Genomic DNA, 17078 nt, shown 5'->3' on the forward strand with positions numbered 1-17078 from the left:
TGCGTCAGCGGCCCGCCGGACGTCCGGGGCGGGTCCCGGGCGACCGTGTCGCGGCATTCCCGGGGCACCGCGGGCAGTCCGGGCGGTGCCGGTGTCTTTCGCCCGGCGCAGGTGGGCGCCATGATGGGGCAGCCCGTCACCTGCGTCGCACCGCGTCGTGCCCGCCGGAGGGCATCGCCGGCCGGAGAGCCCGTCGGCAGGAGAGATTGAGTACGTCGTGGCCGTCACCTTCCGCCGTCAGACCCTCGCGGGCGAGATGCTGGTGCTCCAGCTCGCCATCGTCGTGGTGGTCCTGCTGGCGGTCGCCGCGGTCTCCCTGGCGCAGTCGGAGGCGACGTTCAACCGGGTCGAGGGCCGCCGGGTCGGCGCCCTCGCCGAACAGCTGGCCGCCAACCCGCTGGTGCGCAGCAGGCTGACGCGACCGGTGCCCGGCGAGGCTCTCGCCGCGCTGGTGAACTCCACCCAGACGCAGTCCGGGGTCACTTCGGTGACCGTGGCCGGTCCGGACGGCCGGATCGTCGCCTCCACGAACCCCACGGTGATCGGTGAACGCCTGCCACCGGGCGACGGCGCGGTACGCGGGCGCGGCTGGTCGGGACCCATGACGCTCGACGGCAGCCGTGAACGGGTCGCGCAGGTGCCGGTCCTCGGGGCGGACCGGCACAACCTCGGGCGCCACCTCGGCACGGTGATGATCGGCGTGACCGACCCGACGGTGTGGCAGCGGCTCAGCGGTGCCTCCTCCTATCTGCTCGCCTATCTGGGCATCGCCAGCGGGCTGGGAGTGGCCGGCTCCTGGCTGCTCGCGCGGCGGGTGAAGCGGCAGAGTCTCGGCCTCGAGCCGCGCGAGATCGCGGGGCTCGCCGAACACCGCGAGGCCATGCTGTACGGCATCGCCGAGGGCGTGGTCGCACTGGATCCGCAGCACCGGCTCACCCTCGTCAACGAGATGGGGCGCCGTCTGCTCGCCCTGCCCGAGGACTGCGTCGGCCAGAGCCTGGACTCCCTCGGCGTCGACGGGCGGCTGCGGGACGTCCTCGCCGGAACGCAGGACCGGGCTGGGGACCCGTCGCGGCACGGGCCCGGTCGTCGGCGTGACGAGGTCGTCGTGCGGCACGGCCGGGTGCTGGTGATGAACCGGATGACCGTCACCAAGGACGGGCGTCTTCTCGGTGCGGTCACCACCCTGCGCGACCGTACCGAACTCGCCCGTCTGGAAAGGGAGATCGGGTCCTTTCGCAGCTCCTCCGAGTTGCTGCGCGCCCAGGCGCACGAGTTCGCCAACCAGCTGCACACGATCTCCGGGCTCATCCAGATCGGTGAGCAGGACGAGGTCGTGCGCTACATACGTGCTCTGAGCCGGCGCCGTCAGTCCCTCGACGTCACGCTCAGCCGGCGGGTGCGGGACACCGCCGTCGCCGCCCTGCTGACGGCGAAGGCCTCCCTCGCCGCCGAACGCAGGGTGACCCTGCGCATCTCCGACAACAGCGCCCTCGACCGGCTGGCCCCCGAGGACGCCGCCGACGTGGCGACGGTCGTGGGCAACCTCGTGGACAACGCCGTGGACGCGGCGGCCACCGTGGGCGATCCGGGTGCCGATCCGGGGACAGGGGGCCCTGGCGGAGAGGGAGGGCACGACGCCTGGGTCGAGGTCGAACTGCGCCACGACGCCGCAAGTGTGGAGATCGTCGTCCGTGACTCCGGCCCCGGAGTCACCCCCGAACTGGCCCGCGAGGTCTTCTCACACGGCTTCACCACCAAGGCCGCCCAGGAGGGCGAGCGCGGTATCGGACTGGCGCTCACCCGTCTCGTCTGCGAACGTCACGGCGGTGAGATCTCGGTGACCAACACCCCGGACGGAGCGATGTTCACCGCCCGCATGACCGTGAGCCACCTCGCCGACGCGGTGGCGGAAGGAGCCGGCCGATGACCAGTACGCACGGTGAGCACGCCGGGCCCGCGCGCGCCGACACGATCGACGTGCTCGTGGTCGACGACGACTTCATGGTGGCCCGTGTGCACCGCGCCTTCGTCGACCGCGTCGAGGCGTTCCGGGTCGTCGGCGTCGCCAGCACCGGTGAGCAGGCCGTCGCCGCGGTGGACGAACTCCGTCCCGATCTGGTCCTGCTCGACCTGTATCTGCCGGACCTGTTCGGCCTCGACGTGATCCCCCGGCTGCGCAGCGCGGGGCACGACTGCGACGTGATGGCCATCAGCGCCGCACGGGAGGCGGAGACGGTGCGCGGGGCGGTCCGGCACGGGGTCGTCGACTATCTGCTCAAGCCGTTCGAGTTCGAGGACCTGCGGGCCAGGCTGGAGCGGTACGCCGTCCAACGCGGTCGGCTGCTGGGCACGGTCGTACGTGGCCAGGCCGACGTGGACCGGGTGCTGGCCGGAGCGGCGGCGCCGGTCGTGACGTACGCGGCTCCGATGCTGCCCAAGGGCATGAGTGCGGAGACCGCCGAACTGGTCGAGCGCACCCTGCGCGAGGCCGACGGCACGCTGTCGGCCACCGAGTGCGCCGCCCTCACCGGCGTCTCCAGGGTCAGCGCCCGCCGCTACCTGGAGCACTTCCACACCGTGGGCACGGCCGAGGTCTCGCTGCGGTACGGGGTCGCGGGGCGGCCGGAACGCCGCTACCGGTTCGTCGGAGGGCCCCTGCGGCAGGCCGGCGGGCGGGCCGGTGGGGTCCGCCCGCGGGGCGGGGCGCGGCTCTAGGCGTGCCGTCCCGGGACCGGCGGGCCGCGTCGCTCCCGGGGACGGTGTTCGTCCTCCCCGGTCGGCGGTCACCGGGCCCGGGACGGGCGTGGCCTTCCGCTTCCGTACGAGGCGGGGAGGCGGGCTGACGCCAGGGCGAGGGCGGCGGCCGCGCTCGCGATGCCGAGAACCGCGCCGGCGGCGACGTCTCCCGGGTAGTGCACGCCCGTATGGATGCGTGAGTAGCCCACCGCGCCGGCCAGTGCGCCGAGCGGGCCGGAGGCCGCGGGCAGGACCGTACCGACGGCGGTGGCGAAGGCGACCGCCGACGCGGTGTGCCCGGAGGGGAAGGAAGCCGAGGTGGGCATCGGGACATGCCGGTCCACGGTCACCCGGGCGGCTTCCCGGTCCGGCCGGTTCCTGCGGACCAGACGCTTGCCGAGCAGATTGGCCGACGCCGACGCCACGGCTATGGCCCCCACGCCGACGAGCGCGGCCCGGCGCTGCCGCGACCCGCCCAGGGCGAGGGCACCGGCGATGGCGAACGAGATCTTCGAATGGTCGGCCGCGTGCGAGAGGCGGCGCAGGGCCCGGTCGAGGGTGGGGGTGGGAGTGGCCGCCACCGCCGCGTACAGGGCACCGTCCACGGCCCTGAGATCGCCGAGGACGGCGGACGCCATCCGACGGAGTCCGTCGGCGGGCCGGGCGGGCGCGGTGAGCGGACGGGTACCGCCCTGGTCGGTGGTGGTCGGCTCGCTCATTCGTCTCTCCCGCGGTGGCGTTGTGTATGTGGGGGGGCCGTGTGTCCGGGGCTCGCCAGGGCCTGTCCGGCGGATCATGCCGCAGACGCGGGGGCCGGTACGCCTGTCTGCGGCGTTGTCGTCGGTCGCCACGGCTCCTTCCCCGAGCTCTCGGCTTCGCTCGAGCGGGGGGAGCCCCATGAGCAGGGGAGACCCCGACCGACTCCCTCCTCCGCCTCGCAGCTGACCGCACCAGGCCCCGCTCACCGGCGCCGATGAGGCGCCGTCGAGTTCCTGCGGCCTGATCCGCCGGACAGGCCCTGGACGCACCCGCACCGTGGACCGGGAATCATCAGGTGCCCACGGTACGCGTGATCCACCCGGTACGTCTCCGCGCCCCCGCCGCAGCCCGGCCGTCACACCCGTCCGGGTGACCGTCGCCGGTCAGGCCGCCCGGAAGGTACGCAGGCGGAGGGAGTTGCCGACGACGAAGACCGAGGAGAAGGCCATGGCCGCCCCCGCGATCATCGGGTTGAGCAGGCCGGCCGCGGCGAGCGGCAGCGCGGCGACGTTGTAGGCGAAGGCCCAGAACAGGTTGGACCGGATCGTGCCGAGAGTGCGGCGGGCCAGCCGGATCGCGTCCGCCGCGGCCCGCAGGTCGCCCCGGACGAGGGTCAGGTCGCCGGCCTCGATGGCCGCGTCCGTGCCGGTGCCCATGGCCAGGCCGAGGTCGGCCTGGGCCAGCGCGGCCGCGTCGTTGACACCGTCGCCGACCATCGCGACCGAGCGGCCTTCCGCCTGAAGGCGCTTGACGACATCCACCTTGTCCTGCGGCAGCACCTCGGCGATGACGTCCTCCGGCGCGATCCCGACCTCGCGGGCGACGGTCCGGGCCACCGCCTCGTTGTCCCCGGTCAGCAGGACGGGCCGGAGGCCGAGCGCGCGCAGCCGGCGCACCGCCTCGGGGCTGGTCTCCTTCACGGCGTCGGCGATCTCCAGCACCGCGCGCGCCTCACCGTCCCAGGCCACCGTGACGGCGGTGCGCCCGGCGGCCTGGGCCGTCTCCAGGGCCCGCGCCAGCTCGGCCGGCAGCTTCAGTTCCCACTGCGCCAGCAGCTGTTCCCGGCCGACGAGCACCGCATGGCCCTCCACGACACCCTGGACGCCGAGTCCTGGCACGTTGCCGAAGTCCTCGGGAGAGGGCAGCGTGCCCAGCTTCTCCAGGGCGCCGTCGGCGACGGCACGGGCGATCGGGTGCTCGGAGGAGTGCTCCAGGGCGCCTGCCAGCCTCAGCACGTCGGCCTCGTCGGTACCTTCGGCCGGGTGCACGGCGAGCAGGGTCATCCGGCCGGTGGTGACCGTGCCGGTCTTGTCGAGCACCACGGTGTCGACGCGGCGGGTGGTCTCCAGGACCTCCGGGCCCTTGATGAGGATGCCGAGCTGCGCGCCGCGCCCGGTGCCGACCATCAGCGCGGTCGGCGTGGCGAGGCCGAGGGCGCACGGACAGGCGATGATCAGTACGGCCACGGCGGCGGTGAACGCGGCGGTCAGCCCGGCGCCGTCGCCCAGCCAGAAGCCCAGCGTGCCCAGGGCCAGCGCGATCACGATCGGCACGAAGACCGCGGAGATCCGGTCCGCGAGCCGCTGCGCGGCGGCCTTGCCGTTCTGCGCGTCCTCCACCATCTTCGCCATCCGGGCGAGCTGGGTGTCGGAGCCGACCCGGGTGGCCTCCAGGACGAGACGCCCGCCCGCGTTGAGTGTGGCCCCGGTGACCGCGTCCCCGGGGGCCACTTCCACCGGCACGGACTCTCCGGTGAGCATGGAGACGTCCACCGCCGAGGTGCCCTCGACGACTGCCCCGTCGGTCGCGATCTTCTCGCCGGGGCGTACCAGGAAACGGTCGCCGACCGCCAACTCCTCGACGGGCACCGTCTCCTCGCGCCCGTCGGGCCGGAGCACGGTGACGTCCTTCGCGCCCAGTTCCATCAGCGCCCGCAGCGCCGCGCCCGCCTTCCGCTTGGCGCGCGCCTCGAAGTACCGCCCGGCCAGGATGAACGCGGTGACACCCGCGGCAGCCTCCAGATAGATGTTCCCGGCGCCGTCCGAACGGGCGATGGTCAGTTCGAAGGGGTGGGTCATGCCCGGGGTGCCGGCGGTGCCGAAGAAGAGCGCCCACAGCGACCACAGGAACGCCGCCGAGGTACCGACCGAGACCAATGTGTCCATGGTGGCCGCACCGTGCCGCGCGTTGGTGAACGCCGCCCGGTGGAAGGGCCACGCCGCGTACGTCACGACCGGTGCCGCCAGTGTCAGGGACAGCCACTGCCAGTACTCGAACTGCAGGGCCGGGATCATCGCCATCGCGACGACGGGCACCGACAGCACCACGGCCGTGATCAACCGCTCCCGCAGAGACCGGAGCTCGTCGGGGGATCCGGCGGAGCCGGAGGACGCGGGCTCGTTCCCACGCGCGGGCGGCGCGGGCTCCCGTGCCGTGTACCCGGTGGCCTCGACGGTGGCGATCAGGTCCTGGACGGTGACCGCGCCGTCGTGCGACACCCTGGCCTTCTCGGTGGCGTAGTTGACCGTGGCGGTGACCCCGTCCATCCGGTTGAGTTTCTTCTCGACCCGCGCGGCGCAGGAGGCGCAGGTCATCCCGCCGATGACCAGCTCCACCTCTCCCCGGGCCCCGGCCTCGGTCTCGTTGCCGGCTGTACGGACGGTCATGGGCGCTCCTGGTGACGAGGGCCGGCCGGAACATGCCGGCAGCCGATTGCAGTATACGGGTCGGGGGTATCTCTCCCGCTTCCCAGGTATACCCCCGGGAGGTATTTGATTTCAAGGGTCACCAGGTCTTGAATAGATACCCCCTGGGGGCATTTTGGGGTGTGTGGGCACCGGGCCGGGCCCGGGCCGGACGTGCTGCTCCGAGGCGATTCCGAGGAGTTTCAGAGAAGAGGTGACCATGCGTGCCGGATTGAAGATCACCGCATTCGTCGCAGCCCTGGCTGCGACCTCCGGCATGGCTTACGGCGTCGGCCAGGGGCTGGACCCGGTCGTCGCGGACAGCGCGCCCGCACCGGCGCACGACGAGACACGCACCCCCGCGTCACCCGCGCCCGGCGAGGGCACGGGCCGCGGCCACTGAGACTCAGCCCAGGGCGCGGTCCAGATTGAACGCGGCGCTGATCAGCGAGAGATGTGTGAACGCCTGCGGGAAGTTGCCCTGCTGCTCCCCGGTGTGGCTGATCTCCTCGGCGTACAGGCCCAGGTGGTTGGCGTACGTCAGCATCTTCTCGAAGGCGAGGGACGCCTCGTCGAGCCGCCCGGCCCGGGTCAGCGCCTCGACGTACCAGAACGAGCAGATGGAGAACGTGCCCTCGTCTCCGCGCAGGCCGTCCGGGCTCGCTTCCGGGTCGTACCGGTAGACCAGCGAGTCCGACACCAGATCCCTGGTGAGGGAGTCGAGCGTGGACAGCCACTTCGGGTCGGTCGGCGCGATGAACTTCGTCAGCGGCATCATCAGCACCGCCGCGTCCAGCACGTCTCCGTCCTCGTGCTGCACGAAGGCCCGGCGTGCCTCGGACCAGCCGTGGCCCATGATTCGCCGGTAGATGGCGTCACGGCTCGCCCGCCAGCCGGGGAGATCGGCGGGCAGGCCGCGCCGGGTGGCCATGCGGACGGCCCGCTCGATCGCCACCCAGCACATCAGCCGCGAGTAGAGGAACTTCCTGCGCCCGCCGCGCGTCTCCCAGATGCCCTCGTCGGGCTGGTCCCAGTGCGCGCACACCCAGTCCACCAGCGCGCACACGCGGTCCCACTGCTCGCTGGAGATCGGCTCGGCCCACTTGTCGTACAGGTAGACGGAGTCGATCAGCGCCCCGTAGATGTCGAGCTGCAACTGGTCGGCCGCCGCGTTGCCGACCCGCACCGGTGCCGAACCCCGGTACCCCTCCAGATGGCCGAGTTCACGCTCGGACAGGTCGGTACGGCCGTCGATGCCGTACATGATCTGCAGCGGGCCGGAGGGGCACCCGGCGCCGGGACTGACGTGCCGGGCCACGAACCCCATGAACGCCTTGGCCTCCTCGGAGAAGCCCAGCCGCAGCAGCGCGTACACGCAGAAGGCCGCGTCCCGCATCCACACGTACCGGTAGTCCCAGTTGCGTTCCCCGCCGAGCTCCTCCGGCAGGCTCGTCGTGGGCGCCGCCACGATCGCCCCGGTCGGCGCGTAGGTGAGCAGCTTCAGGGTGAGGGCGGAGCGGTGCACCATCTCCCGCCACCGGCCGCGGTAACGGGAGGAGGACAGCCAGTGCCGCCAGTACCGCACCGTGGTGCCGAACTGCTCCTCCGCCTCCCGGTGCGCGCAGTGGCGGGGGGCCACCTCGCCGCCGACCTGGTCCAGGGCGAACACCGCGGTCTCGCCCTCCGCCAGTTTGAAGTCGGCCCGCACGTCCGGGCCGTCGGCCTCCAGGGGGACGGTCGAGGTGAGCGCGAGGGACAGCGCCTCGGACTCGAACACCGCGAGCTCGCCGGCCAGTCGCAGGGTGTGCGGCCGGGTGCCGTACTCGAACCGCGGAGCCGTCCGCATCCGGAACGGGAGGGCGCCGCGCACGCACAGCACCCGCCGGATCAGCCGGTGCCGGCCCTCCTCGGCCGGCTCCGGCTCCCCGGTGACCGGCATGAAGTCCTGCACCTCACCCACGCCGTCCTCGGTGAAGAACCTGGTGATCAGGACATTGGTGTCGGGGAAGTAGAACTGCTTGGTGCGCGCCGGCACGGCCGCCGTCAGCTCGAAGGAGCCCCCGCGCTCGGCGTCCAGGATCGCGGCGAAGACACTGGGCGCGTCGAAGTCCGGGCAGCAGTACCAGTCGATGGTGCCGTCGGTCGCCACCAGCGCCGCGCTGCGCAGATCGCCGATCAGGCCGTGATCGGCGACCGGCGCGTACCGCTGCCTGCCGGACGTTCCCCGCTCCCTCGCCGTTTCGTCCATCGCAGCCTCCCTGGCCCGCGGTACGTGCCGCTCTGTCTGCCAGCTTAGGCAGACCCGGCAGGCCGGCCCGCGGTGCGCGGTTCACGCCACGACGACGCGCAGCCCAGCCTCCTCGAACCGGCGCACCGTCTCCGGGGCCGCCGCCGCGTCCGTGACCAGGGTGTCCACCGACTCGGCCGAACAGATCCGGGCGAACGCCCGCCGGTCCAGCTTGCTGGAATCGGCCGCCACGATCACCCGCTCGGCCCGCTCGCACAGCAGTCGGTTGATCGCCGCCTCCGCCTCGTCGTGCGCCGCCGCACCGTGTACGACGTCGAAGGCGACGACGCCGAGCACCGCCACGTCGAGCGTGATCTGCCCCAGCACCCCGTCCGCGAGCGGCCCGACCAGCTCGTACGACTGGGCCCGCGCCACACCGCCCGTCACCACGATCTTGAACTGTGGGCGCACGGCGAGTTCATTGGCGATGTTGAGCGCGTTGGTCACCACCGTCAGCGCGGGCGACCCGGACGCGAGATCACCGCGTACCGCCAGCGCACGCGCCACCTCCGTGGTGGTGGTGCCGCCGGTCAGCCCGACCGCCTCGCCCGGTGCGAGGAACCCCGCCACCGCCTCGGCGATCCGCTGCTTCTCGGAGGCGCGGCGAGCGGTCTTGTAGCGCAGCGGCAGCTCGTACGACACCCCGTGCGCCACCGCCCCGCCCCGGGTGCGCACCAGCATCTGCTGCCCGGCGAGGGTGTCGAAGTCCCGGCGGATCGTCGCGGCCGACACCTCCAGTTCGGCGGCGGCCTCGTCCACGTCCAGCCGGCCCCGCTCGACGAGCAGTTCCAGCAGCGCCTGCCAGCGGGCGTCCCGCGACATCCGCCCTCCCGTCCTGCGGCCACCTGCCGTCTTTCGGCCTCCGGCGACCTTAGCGCCTGTCCGCCGGGCAGACGCCGACGCACCCGACGATCTCTGCTCGGATGCTTGATTGTGCTTGAAACTCCGCTCTATCTTGCAACAACAATCATCGAGGATGATGAGGGCGGACATGACGCATGTCGAGGACGAACTGACGAGTCAGCCCGAGTGCTGGACGCGGGCCGCGATGCAGGCGGCCGAGCACACCCGGGCCCTCCCGGCACCGGGGGAGCGGGTCGCGGTCGTCGGCTGCGGCACCTCGTACTTCATGGCGCAGGCGGTGGCGGCCCTGCGCGAGGGAGCGGGCCAGGGCGAGACGGACGCCTTCGCAGCCTCGGAGTTCCCGCACGGACGTGCCTACGACCACGTCGTCGCCCTCACCCGCTCCGGCACCACCACCGAAGTCCTGGACCTGCTCGACCGGTTGAAGGGCAGCACCCGCACCACCGCGCTCACCGCCGACCCGGACACCGCCGTGACGACATCGGCGGACGAGACCGTCGTACTCGACTACGCGGACGAACGCTCCGTCGTCCAGACGCGGTTCGCGACCACGGCCCTCACCCTGCTCCGCGCCCACCTCGGCCTGCACACCGAAACGGTCGTCGAGGACGCGCGAACCGCCCTCGCGCGGCCGCTGCCCGAAGGGCTCGTGCACTGCACCCAGTTCACCTTCCTCGGTCGCGGCTGGACCGTGGGCCTCGCCCACGAGGCGGGTCTGAAGATGCGGGAGGCCGCCCTGGCGTGGACGGAGGCCTACCCGGCCATGGAATACCGGCACGGCCCCATCAGCGTCACCACGCGCGGTACGGCTACCTGGATGCTGGGCGACGCACCGGACGGTCTGGCCGCGCAGGTACGGGACACCGGCGGATCGTGGATCCAGGGCACCCTCGACCCGCTGGCCGAACTCGTCCGCGCCCAGCGCCTCGCCGTCGCCGTCGCCGAGGCCCGCGGACTCGACCCCGATCGCCCCCGCCACCTCACCCGCTCAGTCGTTCTCGAGCCCTGAACCCGCCGGAAAGGACCGGAAAAGACCGGAAAGGAGCGAACGTGCCCCTCACCACCACCGGCGAACTCGTCGACCGCGCCGCCGCGGCAGGCTCCGCCGTCGCCTCGTTCAACGTCATCACGCTGGAACACGTCGAAGCCGTCATAGCCGGGGCCGAGTCGGTGAACGCACCCGTGGTCCTCCAGGTCAGCGAGAACGCGGTCAAGTTCCGCTACGGTCGTCTGCTGCCGCTCGCCCGCGCCGCCGTCGCCGCCGCCGAACGCGCCGCCGTTCCCGTCGCGTTGCACCTCGACCACGTCCAGAGCGACGCCCTGCTGCGCCAGGCCGCGGACACCGGCTTCGGCTCAGTGATGTACGACGCGGCCCGGCTGCCCTACGCCGAGAACCTCGCCGCGACCCGGGCGGCCGTCGACTGGGCGCACGCCCGGGGCCTGTGGATCGAGGCGGAACTGGGGGAGATCGGCGGCAAGGGCGAAACGCCGCCGCTGGACGCCCACGCGCCCGGCGCCCGCACCGACCCCGACCAGGCCCGCGCCTTCGTCGCCGACTCCGGCGTGGACGCCCTGGCCGTCGCCGTCGGCACCACCCACGCCATGACCACCCGCACCGCCACCCTCGACCACGCCCTCCTCGAACGCCTCTCCGCGACTCTGGACGTCCCCCTCGTCCTGCACGGGTCCTCGGGCCTGCCGGACACCGAACTCACCGCGGCCGTCGGATCGGGCATCGCCAAGGTGAACATCGGCACCGCCCTGAACGTCGCCATGACCGGCGCCATCAGGAACTTCCTCGCCACCCACCCCGAAGCGGTCGACTCCCGCGGCTACCTGACCGTGGGCCGGGAAGCGATGGCCCGCGCGGTGGCGGACATCATCGTGACGCTCACCCCCCACTGACGCGGGCCGTCAAGGGCGCTGCGGCGCTAACGTTTCACGGACTTCAGAACGACGAACTTCGGGTCGCTCGCCACCACTTCACTGTTCCCGAACAGCCGCCGCAACTTCACGTGGTACCCCAGATGGCGGTTGCCGACCACCCACAGCTCACCGCCGGGGCGCAGGGTGCGCCTCGCGCCGGTGAACATGCGCCAGGCCGTCGCCTCGCTGGTCGCCTGGTGGGAGTGGAACGGCGGGTTGTTGAGCACCAGGTCGACGCTGCCGTCCGGCACGCCCGCCAGGCCGTCGCCGACCCGGAACTCGGCATGCCCCGGTACGCCGTTGGCCCGGTACGTGGCCTCCGCGGACGCCACCGCCTGGAACGACTCGTCGACGAACAGCACCTCGGCCCGCGGGTCGGCCAGCGCCACCGCCGTACCGACGACACCGTTGCCGCACCCGAGGTCCACCACCCGCAGGCCCGTCCGCCCGGTCGGCAGATGCTTCAGGAGGAACCGGGTGCCGATGTCGAGCCGGTCGGCGCAGAAGACCCCCGCGTGGTTGACGACGGTCCGGCCCGAGACCGCGCCGACGCCGTCGGGCAGCGCGTAGCTGTACGGCCAGGGACTGGCGGTCCGGGCCAGGGCAGGGTCCGGGGCGCAGAAGATGAGCCGGGCCTTCTTCTCGGCGAGGGAGGTCCGGGTGGGGCCGATGATCCGCTCGAAGAGGTTCAGCGTCGAGGTGTGGATCTCCTTCACCATGCCGGTTCCGATGACGACCGTGCCCTCGTGCACCGCGGGCGCCAGCCGCAGCAACTGGTCCTCCAGCAGCGCCAGACTCTTCGGCACCCGCACCAGCAGCACATCGATCCGGGCCGGCGGCGGATCCTGCGTGGTGAGCAGTCGGACCGTGCCCGGCTCGACACCGGAGCGTGCCAGGTTCGCGCGGGTCGCCTCCTGCCCCAGCCAGGAGTCGGTGATCTGCGTCGGCCGGTGCGCGGCGAGCGCCGTGACCAGTGCCCCCCAGCGGTCTCCGACGACCACGACCGTGCCGTCCAGTGGGATCGGCTCCCGGTCGAGATGCCCGAGGAGGTACTCGTCGGAGGCGTCCCAGGCGCGCAGCCTGTCGCGGGGGTCCTCGGGGAAGCGGGTCAGTACCGGCGCGCCCCACGGAGTCGTCATACGGTCGTTCATCGTGCGACCAGGCTAGCGGAGCCCGGAGTTCCAGCTCGAGCGGTGTCGGACGGGAGGAGACCTCGGGCGCCGGGCTGTTCCCCCGGGCCCGGGGGAACAGCCCGGCCTCGGTGGCGCCCGTGTCCTCCGTTTCGGCGGGCCGTCACGGCTCGCCCACCACGGGGGCCCGTGCGTGCACACGGGTACGGCACCACCGGAGTGGGGACCGGCCGGGCGGCTGAGCATCCCGCTCCGGGCCGACGGCCGACAGCCCGCCGGTGTTTCGGATCATGGGAGACTCACCCTCATGAGCGGGAAGGCGGACCCCCGGCCGGCGGGGGAAGGGACCACCTCGAGGACGCGGCTGGACCGGGGACGCGGAGCGCTGGGGCCCGCGTTGGAGCTCGTGCACACCGGGCGTGCCCCGACCCGTGCGGTGCTCACCGCGGAACTGGGTGTGACGCGGGCGACCGCCGGCGCCGTCGCCGCCGAACTGGAGGCGCTCGGCCTGATCAGGGTGGACGCCCGGCCCGGCGCGGCCGCCGGTTCGCAGGGCAGGCCCTCGCACCGGCTCTCGATCGCCGAGGACGGACCGGTGGCACTGGCCGCGCAGGTGCACTCCGACGGGTTCCGGGCCGCCCTCGTCGGCCTCGGCGGCCGGATCGTCGCCACCGCGCCCGGCAGCGAGGTCATCGACGCCGACCCGGCGAAGGTGCTCGGCTCCGTCGTCGCGGCCGGCGCCGAACTGCTCCGCGAGACCGGACGCCGGTGTGTCGGAGCGGGGCTCTCCGTGCCGTCCGCGGTGGCCGAACCGGAGGGGCTGGTGTTCAGCCCGCTGCGCCTGGCCTGGCCCACGGGCGCCCCGGTGCGGGAGATCTTCGCCGAGCAGGTGCGCGCCGCCGGTCTCGACGGCCCCGCCTTCGCGGCGAACGACGTCAACCTCGTCGCCCTCGCCGAGCACCGGCACGGCGCGGGGCGCGGCTCGCGCGACCTGCTGTGCGTGGCCACCGGCCACCGGGGCGTCGGCGGCGCGCTGGTGCTCGACGGCCGTCTGCACACCGGCAGTTCCGGCCTCGCCCTGGAGGTCGGCCACCTCGCCGTCAACCCCGGGGGCCGCCCCTGCTACTGCGGCAGCCGGGGCTGCCTGGACGTGGAGGCCGACCCGCTCGCCTTCCTCACCGCGGCCGGACGCGCACCCGGCCCCGAGATGTCCCTTCTCAAACAGGCCGACACACTGATCCACGAGCACTACGACGACCCGGCCGTCCGTGCCGCCGTCGCCACCCTCGTCGACCGCCTGGGGCTGGGTCTCGCCGGCCTGGTGAACATCCTCAATCCGGACCGGATCATCCTCGGCGGCCTGCACGGCACCCTCCTGGACGCCGCCCCGGACCGGCTGCGCGCCGTCGTCGCCGACCGCAGCCTGTGGGGCCGCAGCGGCGGCGTTCCGATCCTGGCCTGCACCCTGGATCACAACAGCCTGGTCGGCGCCGCCGAACTGGCCTGGCAGCCGGTCCTCGACGATCCGCTGGGGGCCCTGGCATAACGGTCCGGCCGGTGGGCAGGCGGATGCCCGAGTCGACAGGCGGAACCACGGCCGGGGACCGCACAATGACCCACGAAACGTGATCGGCGAAGCACTGACGGACAGTGCGCGCGCCGACCGGGTCCGGGACACTCGCCCCGGATCCGGGACCGGAGCACGAGGCACTGCCCACCGCACACGGGGCGACCGCCCCGAACCGCAGAAAGCCGAGGCCATGACCGACCAGCTCACCGTGACCGTCCTGGGCACCGGCATCATGGGTGCCGCGATGGCCCGCAACCTCGCCCGGGCCGGCCACGCCGTCCGTGTCTGGAACCGCACCCGCGCCAAGTCCGCCCCGCTCGCCGCCGACGGCGCACACGTAGCCGGCACCCCCGCCGAGGCGGTCGAGTCCGCCGACGTCGTCCTGACCATGCTCTACGACGGTCCCGCCACGCTGGAGACGATGCGGCTGGCCGCCCCCGCCCTGCGGCGCGACACCGTCTGGGCGCAGTCCACCACCGCCGGTCTCGAGGGTGTCGCCGAGCTGGCCGACTTCGCGCGCGAGCACGGCCTGATCTTCTACGACGCCCCGGTGCTGGGCACCCGGCAGCCGGCCGAGGCCGGACAGCTGACCGTGATCGCCGCCGGACCGGCCGGGGGCAGGACCACGGTGACCCCGGTGTTCGACGCCGTCGGCGCCCGCACCGTGTGGACCGGCGAGGACGGGGCGGTCGGCAGCGCGACCCGGCTCAAACTCGTGGCCAACAGCTGGGTCCTCGCGGTCACCTCCGCCGTGGGGGAGACCCTAGCCCTGGCCGAGGCGCTGGACGTCGACCCCGGCGGCTTCTTCGACCTCATCGCGGGCGGCCCGCTCGACATGGGCTACCTGCGCGCCAAGGCGGGGCTGATCCTGGACGGACCGCTGACCCCGGCCCAGTTCGCCGTGACCACCGCCGCCAAGGACGCCCGTCTGATCGTCCGGGCCGGCGAGCAGCACGGTGTACGCCTGGACGTGGCCGCGGCCGGCGCCGAACGCCTGGAACGCGCCGCGGCCCAGGGCCACGGTGATGAGGACATGGCCGCCGCCTATTACGCCAGTTTCGCCCGTCACGACGAGTCCACCACCTGAGCACCCGGTACGAAGCGTCCGGGGAACCGTTCGACGACCCACCGAGGAGTCCGTAGTGTCCAAGCCCCCGCTGCCTTCCGAGGCCGACGACCTGCTGCGCCGCCCCAACCCCTGCGTCATGGCCACCCTCCGCTCCGACGGCACACCCGTCTCCACGCCCACCTGGTACGTGTGGGAGGACGGCCGCGCGCTGATCAGCCTGGACGAGGGCAGGGTCCGTCTGAAGCACCTGCGACGCGACCCGCGCGTCACCCTCACCGTGCTGGACGAGGACAACTGGTACACCCATGTCACCCTCATCGGCCGCGTCGTCGAGCTGAAGGACGACGAGGGCCTGGCCGACATCGACCGCCTCTCCCGGCACTACACCGGCAACCCGTACCCGAACCGGGCCCGGGCCCGGGTCAGCGCCTGGATCGAGGTCGACCGCTGGCACGGCTGGGGCGCGCTGAAGGACAGCGACCAGTCGTCCACCTGAACCCGACGGGGGAGGAGGGGAGCAGGTGCCGTCGTCCCGGGTGCTTCCCGTGGGGTACGCGCGGTGCCGCCGGCCGTACGACGACCCGGTACCCCCTGGGGGACGACTCTCGGAAGCGTCGCGTCACCACGACGCGACAGCGCATCCGAGGAGTTGAACGCTCATGCAGTCCCTGGCGCACTTCGGTGACGGCGGGCCCGGCCCGTGGGTCCTGTTCTTCCCCCTGATCCGGGCTCTGGTCATCGGCGGCGGCGTCGCACTGCTGCGCCGCACGGCATGGCGGAGACGCCGTGGCCCGCCTCCGGCCGGCCCACCGTGGCGGACGACTCGCCCGTCAAGGTGCTCGGCCACCGCTTCGCCTCCGGCGAGATCGACCGAGATCGACGAGAGCGAGTACTGGCTGCGGTTGTCCGTCCTGGACGAGGAGTTCGGCCGGCGCGGCAAGGGCGGTGCGGCATGACCACCGGAGTCACCGCCCGGTCAGCCGGCAACGGCGGACCGGGCGGGTTCCGGTTCGTGCCGGTGGCCCTCGACGGCGTGCTCGACGAGTGCGACCTTTGCGAACCGGTGTGCGGCGTGCTCGACGGCGTTGATCCTCGGACACCGCTCCCAGTCCGCGACGGGAGCCGCGGACGGCGTCGGCAGCGTGAACCACACGACCTTGCCCGACTCGCCGTCCGGCAGCGCGCCCCAGCTCTCACTCATCGCGGCCACCATGGCCAGCCCCCGCCCGCAGGTGGCGAGCGGACCGGCGTCCGACACGACCGGCAGCCGCGGGTCGTGGTCGCGCACCGAGACCTTGAGCCGGGCGAGCAGTACTTCCAGCTCGACCGTGCAGGTCTTGTCGGGCTGGGCGTGCCGGTGGACGTTGGACAACAGCTCCGTCACACCGAGCGAGGCCCGGTCTATCAAAATTTCCATATGCCAGTAGCGCAATTGCGCAGATACGATTCTGCGTACCTGGCCGATCCTCGAAGGCAGAGCCTGGAGCTCCACCGTGCAGTGTCTGCTTGGGTGAGTGATCACAGCTGCGACTCCCCGGTGTCAGGCCCGGACGGACGTCCGGAAGAACACGGAGTACGGATCCAGCAGGGTGCCCGCGCGACATGGCCGCCTGCTGTCGTGGCCGGCGGGCTGGTTCGCAGCGTTATCGCCGGTAAACCCAGAGTGACGTGACAACAGCGTGACGCAGGGCCTGAAGTGACGCAACTCACGGACATCTCATGCGTCGCGGCCCGATGCCCGGCGCACGGCTTCGATGAAGCGGCGTGCCGCGGGCGGCCCCGGCTCGCCCGGCGCCGGGTCGTGGTCGCCCAGCGTCAGCAGGTACCGATGGCCGTTGAGGTCGGCCAGGGCACGGTCCTCGGGTGCGAACCAGGGCCGGGAGGCGCGTACGGCCCGCACCGGCGCGCTGTCGATCTCGGTTCCGTGGCTGGTGAGCAACTCGAGCCTGCCGTCGCTGATCCGGACCTGCCCGGCCCGGGTGAGCGACCGCAGCCGCCTGCCGATCCGCACGCCCCTGGCCGTGAACTCCGGTTCGGCCATGCCACCCGC

15 protein-coding genes and 1 pseudogene are annotated in these 17078 nt (G+C 72.8%); 9 read left to right on the top strand and 7 right to left on the bottom strand.

What is annotated here, in order from left to right; translation table 11 throughout:
- The first annotated feature begins 217 nt into the window (after positions 1-217).
- Both AC6F7H_RS30320 and AC6F7H_RS30325 read left to right on the top strand, forming a co-directional pair.
- Positions 218-1930, top strand: a complete 1713-nt coding sequence (locus AC6F7H_RS30320; RefSeq protein ID WP_500760691.1) for a sensor histidine kinase — start codon at positions 218-220, stop codon at positions 1928-1930.
- On the top strand, positions 1927-2718 hold the full coding sequence (locus AC6F7H_RS30325; RefSeq protein ID WP_500760693.1) for a response regulator: 792 nt from the start codon (positions 1927-1929) through the stop codon (positions 2716-2718). The genes AC6F7H_RS30320 and AC6F7H_RS30325 overlap by 4 nt, the downstream gene beginning before the upstream one ends.
- Before the next feature lie 68 nt (positions 2719-2786).
- Here the strand turns inward: AC6F7H_RS30325 and AC6F7H_RS30330 are convergent, their stop codons facing one another.
- On the bottom strand, positions 2787-3458 hold the full coding sequence (locus AC6F7H_RS30330; protein WP_500760696.1) for a phosphatase PAP2 family protein: 672 nt from the start codon (positions 3456-3458) through the stop codon (positions 2787-2789).
- A 423-nt stretch (positions 3459-3881) separates the two neighbouring features.
- A complete protein-coding gene (locus tag AC6F7H_RS30335) occupies positions 3882-6164 on the bottom strand; it encodes a heavy metal translocating P-type ATPase (protein ID WP_500760699.1) in 2283 nt (760 codons plus the stop codon).
- 238 nt (positions 6165-6402) lie between these two features.
- Between AC6F7H_RS30335 and AC6F7H_RS30340 the strand changes: the two genes are divergently transcribed.
- Complete coding sequence (locus tag AC6F7H_RS30340; protein WP_500760701.1) at positions 6403-6585, top strand: hypothetical protein; 183 nt, start codon at positions 6403-6405, stop codon at positions 6583-6585.
- A 3-nt stretch (positions 6586-6588) separates the two neighbouring features.
- Here the strand turns inward: AC6F7H_RS30340 and AC6F7H_RS30345 are convergent, their stop codons facing one another.
- Together AC6F7H_RS30345 and AC6F7H_RS30350 are read right to left on the bottom strand one after the other, a co-directional pair.
- Positions 6589-8430: a glycoside hydrolase family 15 protein gene (locus AC6F7H_RS30345; protein ID WP_500760704.1), complete on the bottom strand. Its 1842-nt coding sequence runs from the start codon at positions 8428-8430 to the stop codon at positions 6589-6591.
- A gap of 81 nt (positions 8431-8511) precedes the next feature.
- Positions 8512-9291, bottom strand: coding sequence for a DeoR/GlpR family DNA-binding transcription regulator (locus AC6F7H_RS30350; RefSeq protein WP_500760707.1), 780 nt, complete (start codon positions 9289-9291; stop codon positions 8512-8514).
- Positions 9292-9460: 169 nt separating this feature from the next.
- Here AC6F7H_RS30350 and AC6F7H_RS30355 point away from each other — a divergent pair, with 169 nt between their 5' ends.
- Together AC6F7H_RS30355 and AC6F7H_RS30360 are read left to right on the top strand one after the other, a co-directional pair.
- Positions 9461-10342, top strand: a complete 882-nt coding sequence (locus tag AC6F7H_RS30355; RefSeq protein ID WP_500760709.1) for an SIS domain-containing protein — start codon at positions 9461-9463, stop codon at positions 10340-10342.
- A gap of 41 nt (positions 10343-10383) precedes the next feature.
- Complete coding sequence (locus tag AC6F7H_RS30360; protein ID WP_500760712.1) at positions 10384-11238, top strand: class II fructose-bisphosphate aldolase; 855 nt, start codon at positions 10384-10386, stop codon at positions 11236-11238.
- A gap of 26 nt (positions 11239-11264) precedes the next feature.
- Here AC6F7H_RS30360 and AC6F7H_RS30365 read toward each other — a convergent pair whose 3' ends face one another.
- Complete coding sequence (locus AC6F7H_RS30365) at positions 11265-12398, bottom strand: methyltransferase (RefSeq protein ID WP_500760715.1); 1134 nt, start codon at positions 12396-12398, stop codon at positions 11265-11267.
- Positions 12399-12696: 298 nt separating this feature from the next.
- On the opposite strand from AC6F7H_RS30365, the gene AC6F7H_RS30370 reads away from it, so the two are divergent.
- From AC6F7H_RS30370 to AC6F7H_RS30385, 4 genes and pseudogenes are all read left to right on the top strand, one after another.
- Positions 12697-13935, top strand: a complete 1239-nt coding sequence (locus tag AC6F7H_RS30370; protein ID WP_500760717.1) for an ROK family protein — start codon at positions 12697-12699, stop codon at positions 13933-13935.
- A gap of 214 nt (positions 13936-14149) precedes the next feature.
- Entirely contained in the window at positions 14150-15046 is an 897-nt protein-coding gene (locus AC6F7H_RS30375; RefSeq protein ID WP_500760720.1) for an NAD(P)-dependent oxidoreductase, read from the top strand.
- Between the two features lie 55 nt (positions 15047-15101).
- Positions 15102-15524, top strand: coding sequence for a PPOX class F420-dependent oxidoreductase (locus AC6F7H_RS30380; protein ID WP_500760722.1), 423 nt, complete (start codon positions 15102-15104; stop codon positions 15522-15524).
- A gap of 163 nt (positions 15525-15687) precedes the next feature.
- Positions 15688-15984 (top strand): annotated as a pseudogene (locus AC6F7H_RS30385) (SHOCT domain-containing protein).
- A 20-nt stretch (positions 15985-16004) separates the two neighbouring features.
- On the opposite strand, the gene AC6F7H_RS30390 reads toward AC6F7H_RS30385, so the two are convergent.
- Positions 16005-16550, bottom strand: a complete 546-nt coding sequence (locus AC6F7H_RS30390; RefSeq protein WP_500760725.1) for an ATP-binding protein — start codon at positions 16548-16550, stop codon at positions 16005-16007.
- 195 nt (positions 16551-16745) lie between these two features.
- On the bottom strand, positions 16746-17069 hold the full coding sequence (locus AC6F7H_RS30395; RefSeq protein ID WP_500760727.1) for a hypothetical protein: 324 nt from the start codon (positions 17067-17069) through the stop codon (positions 16746-16748).
- Positions 17070-17078: the final 9 nt, after the last annotated feature.

It is taken from the genome of Streptomyces sp. MMS24-W38, from assembly GCF_059889265.1.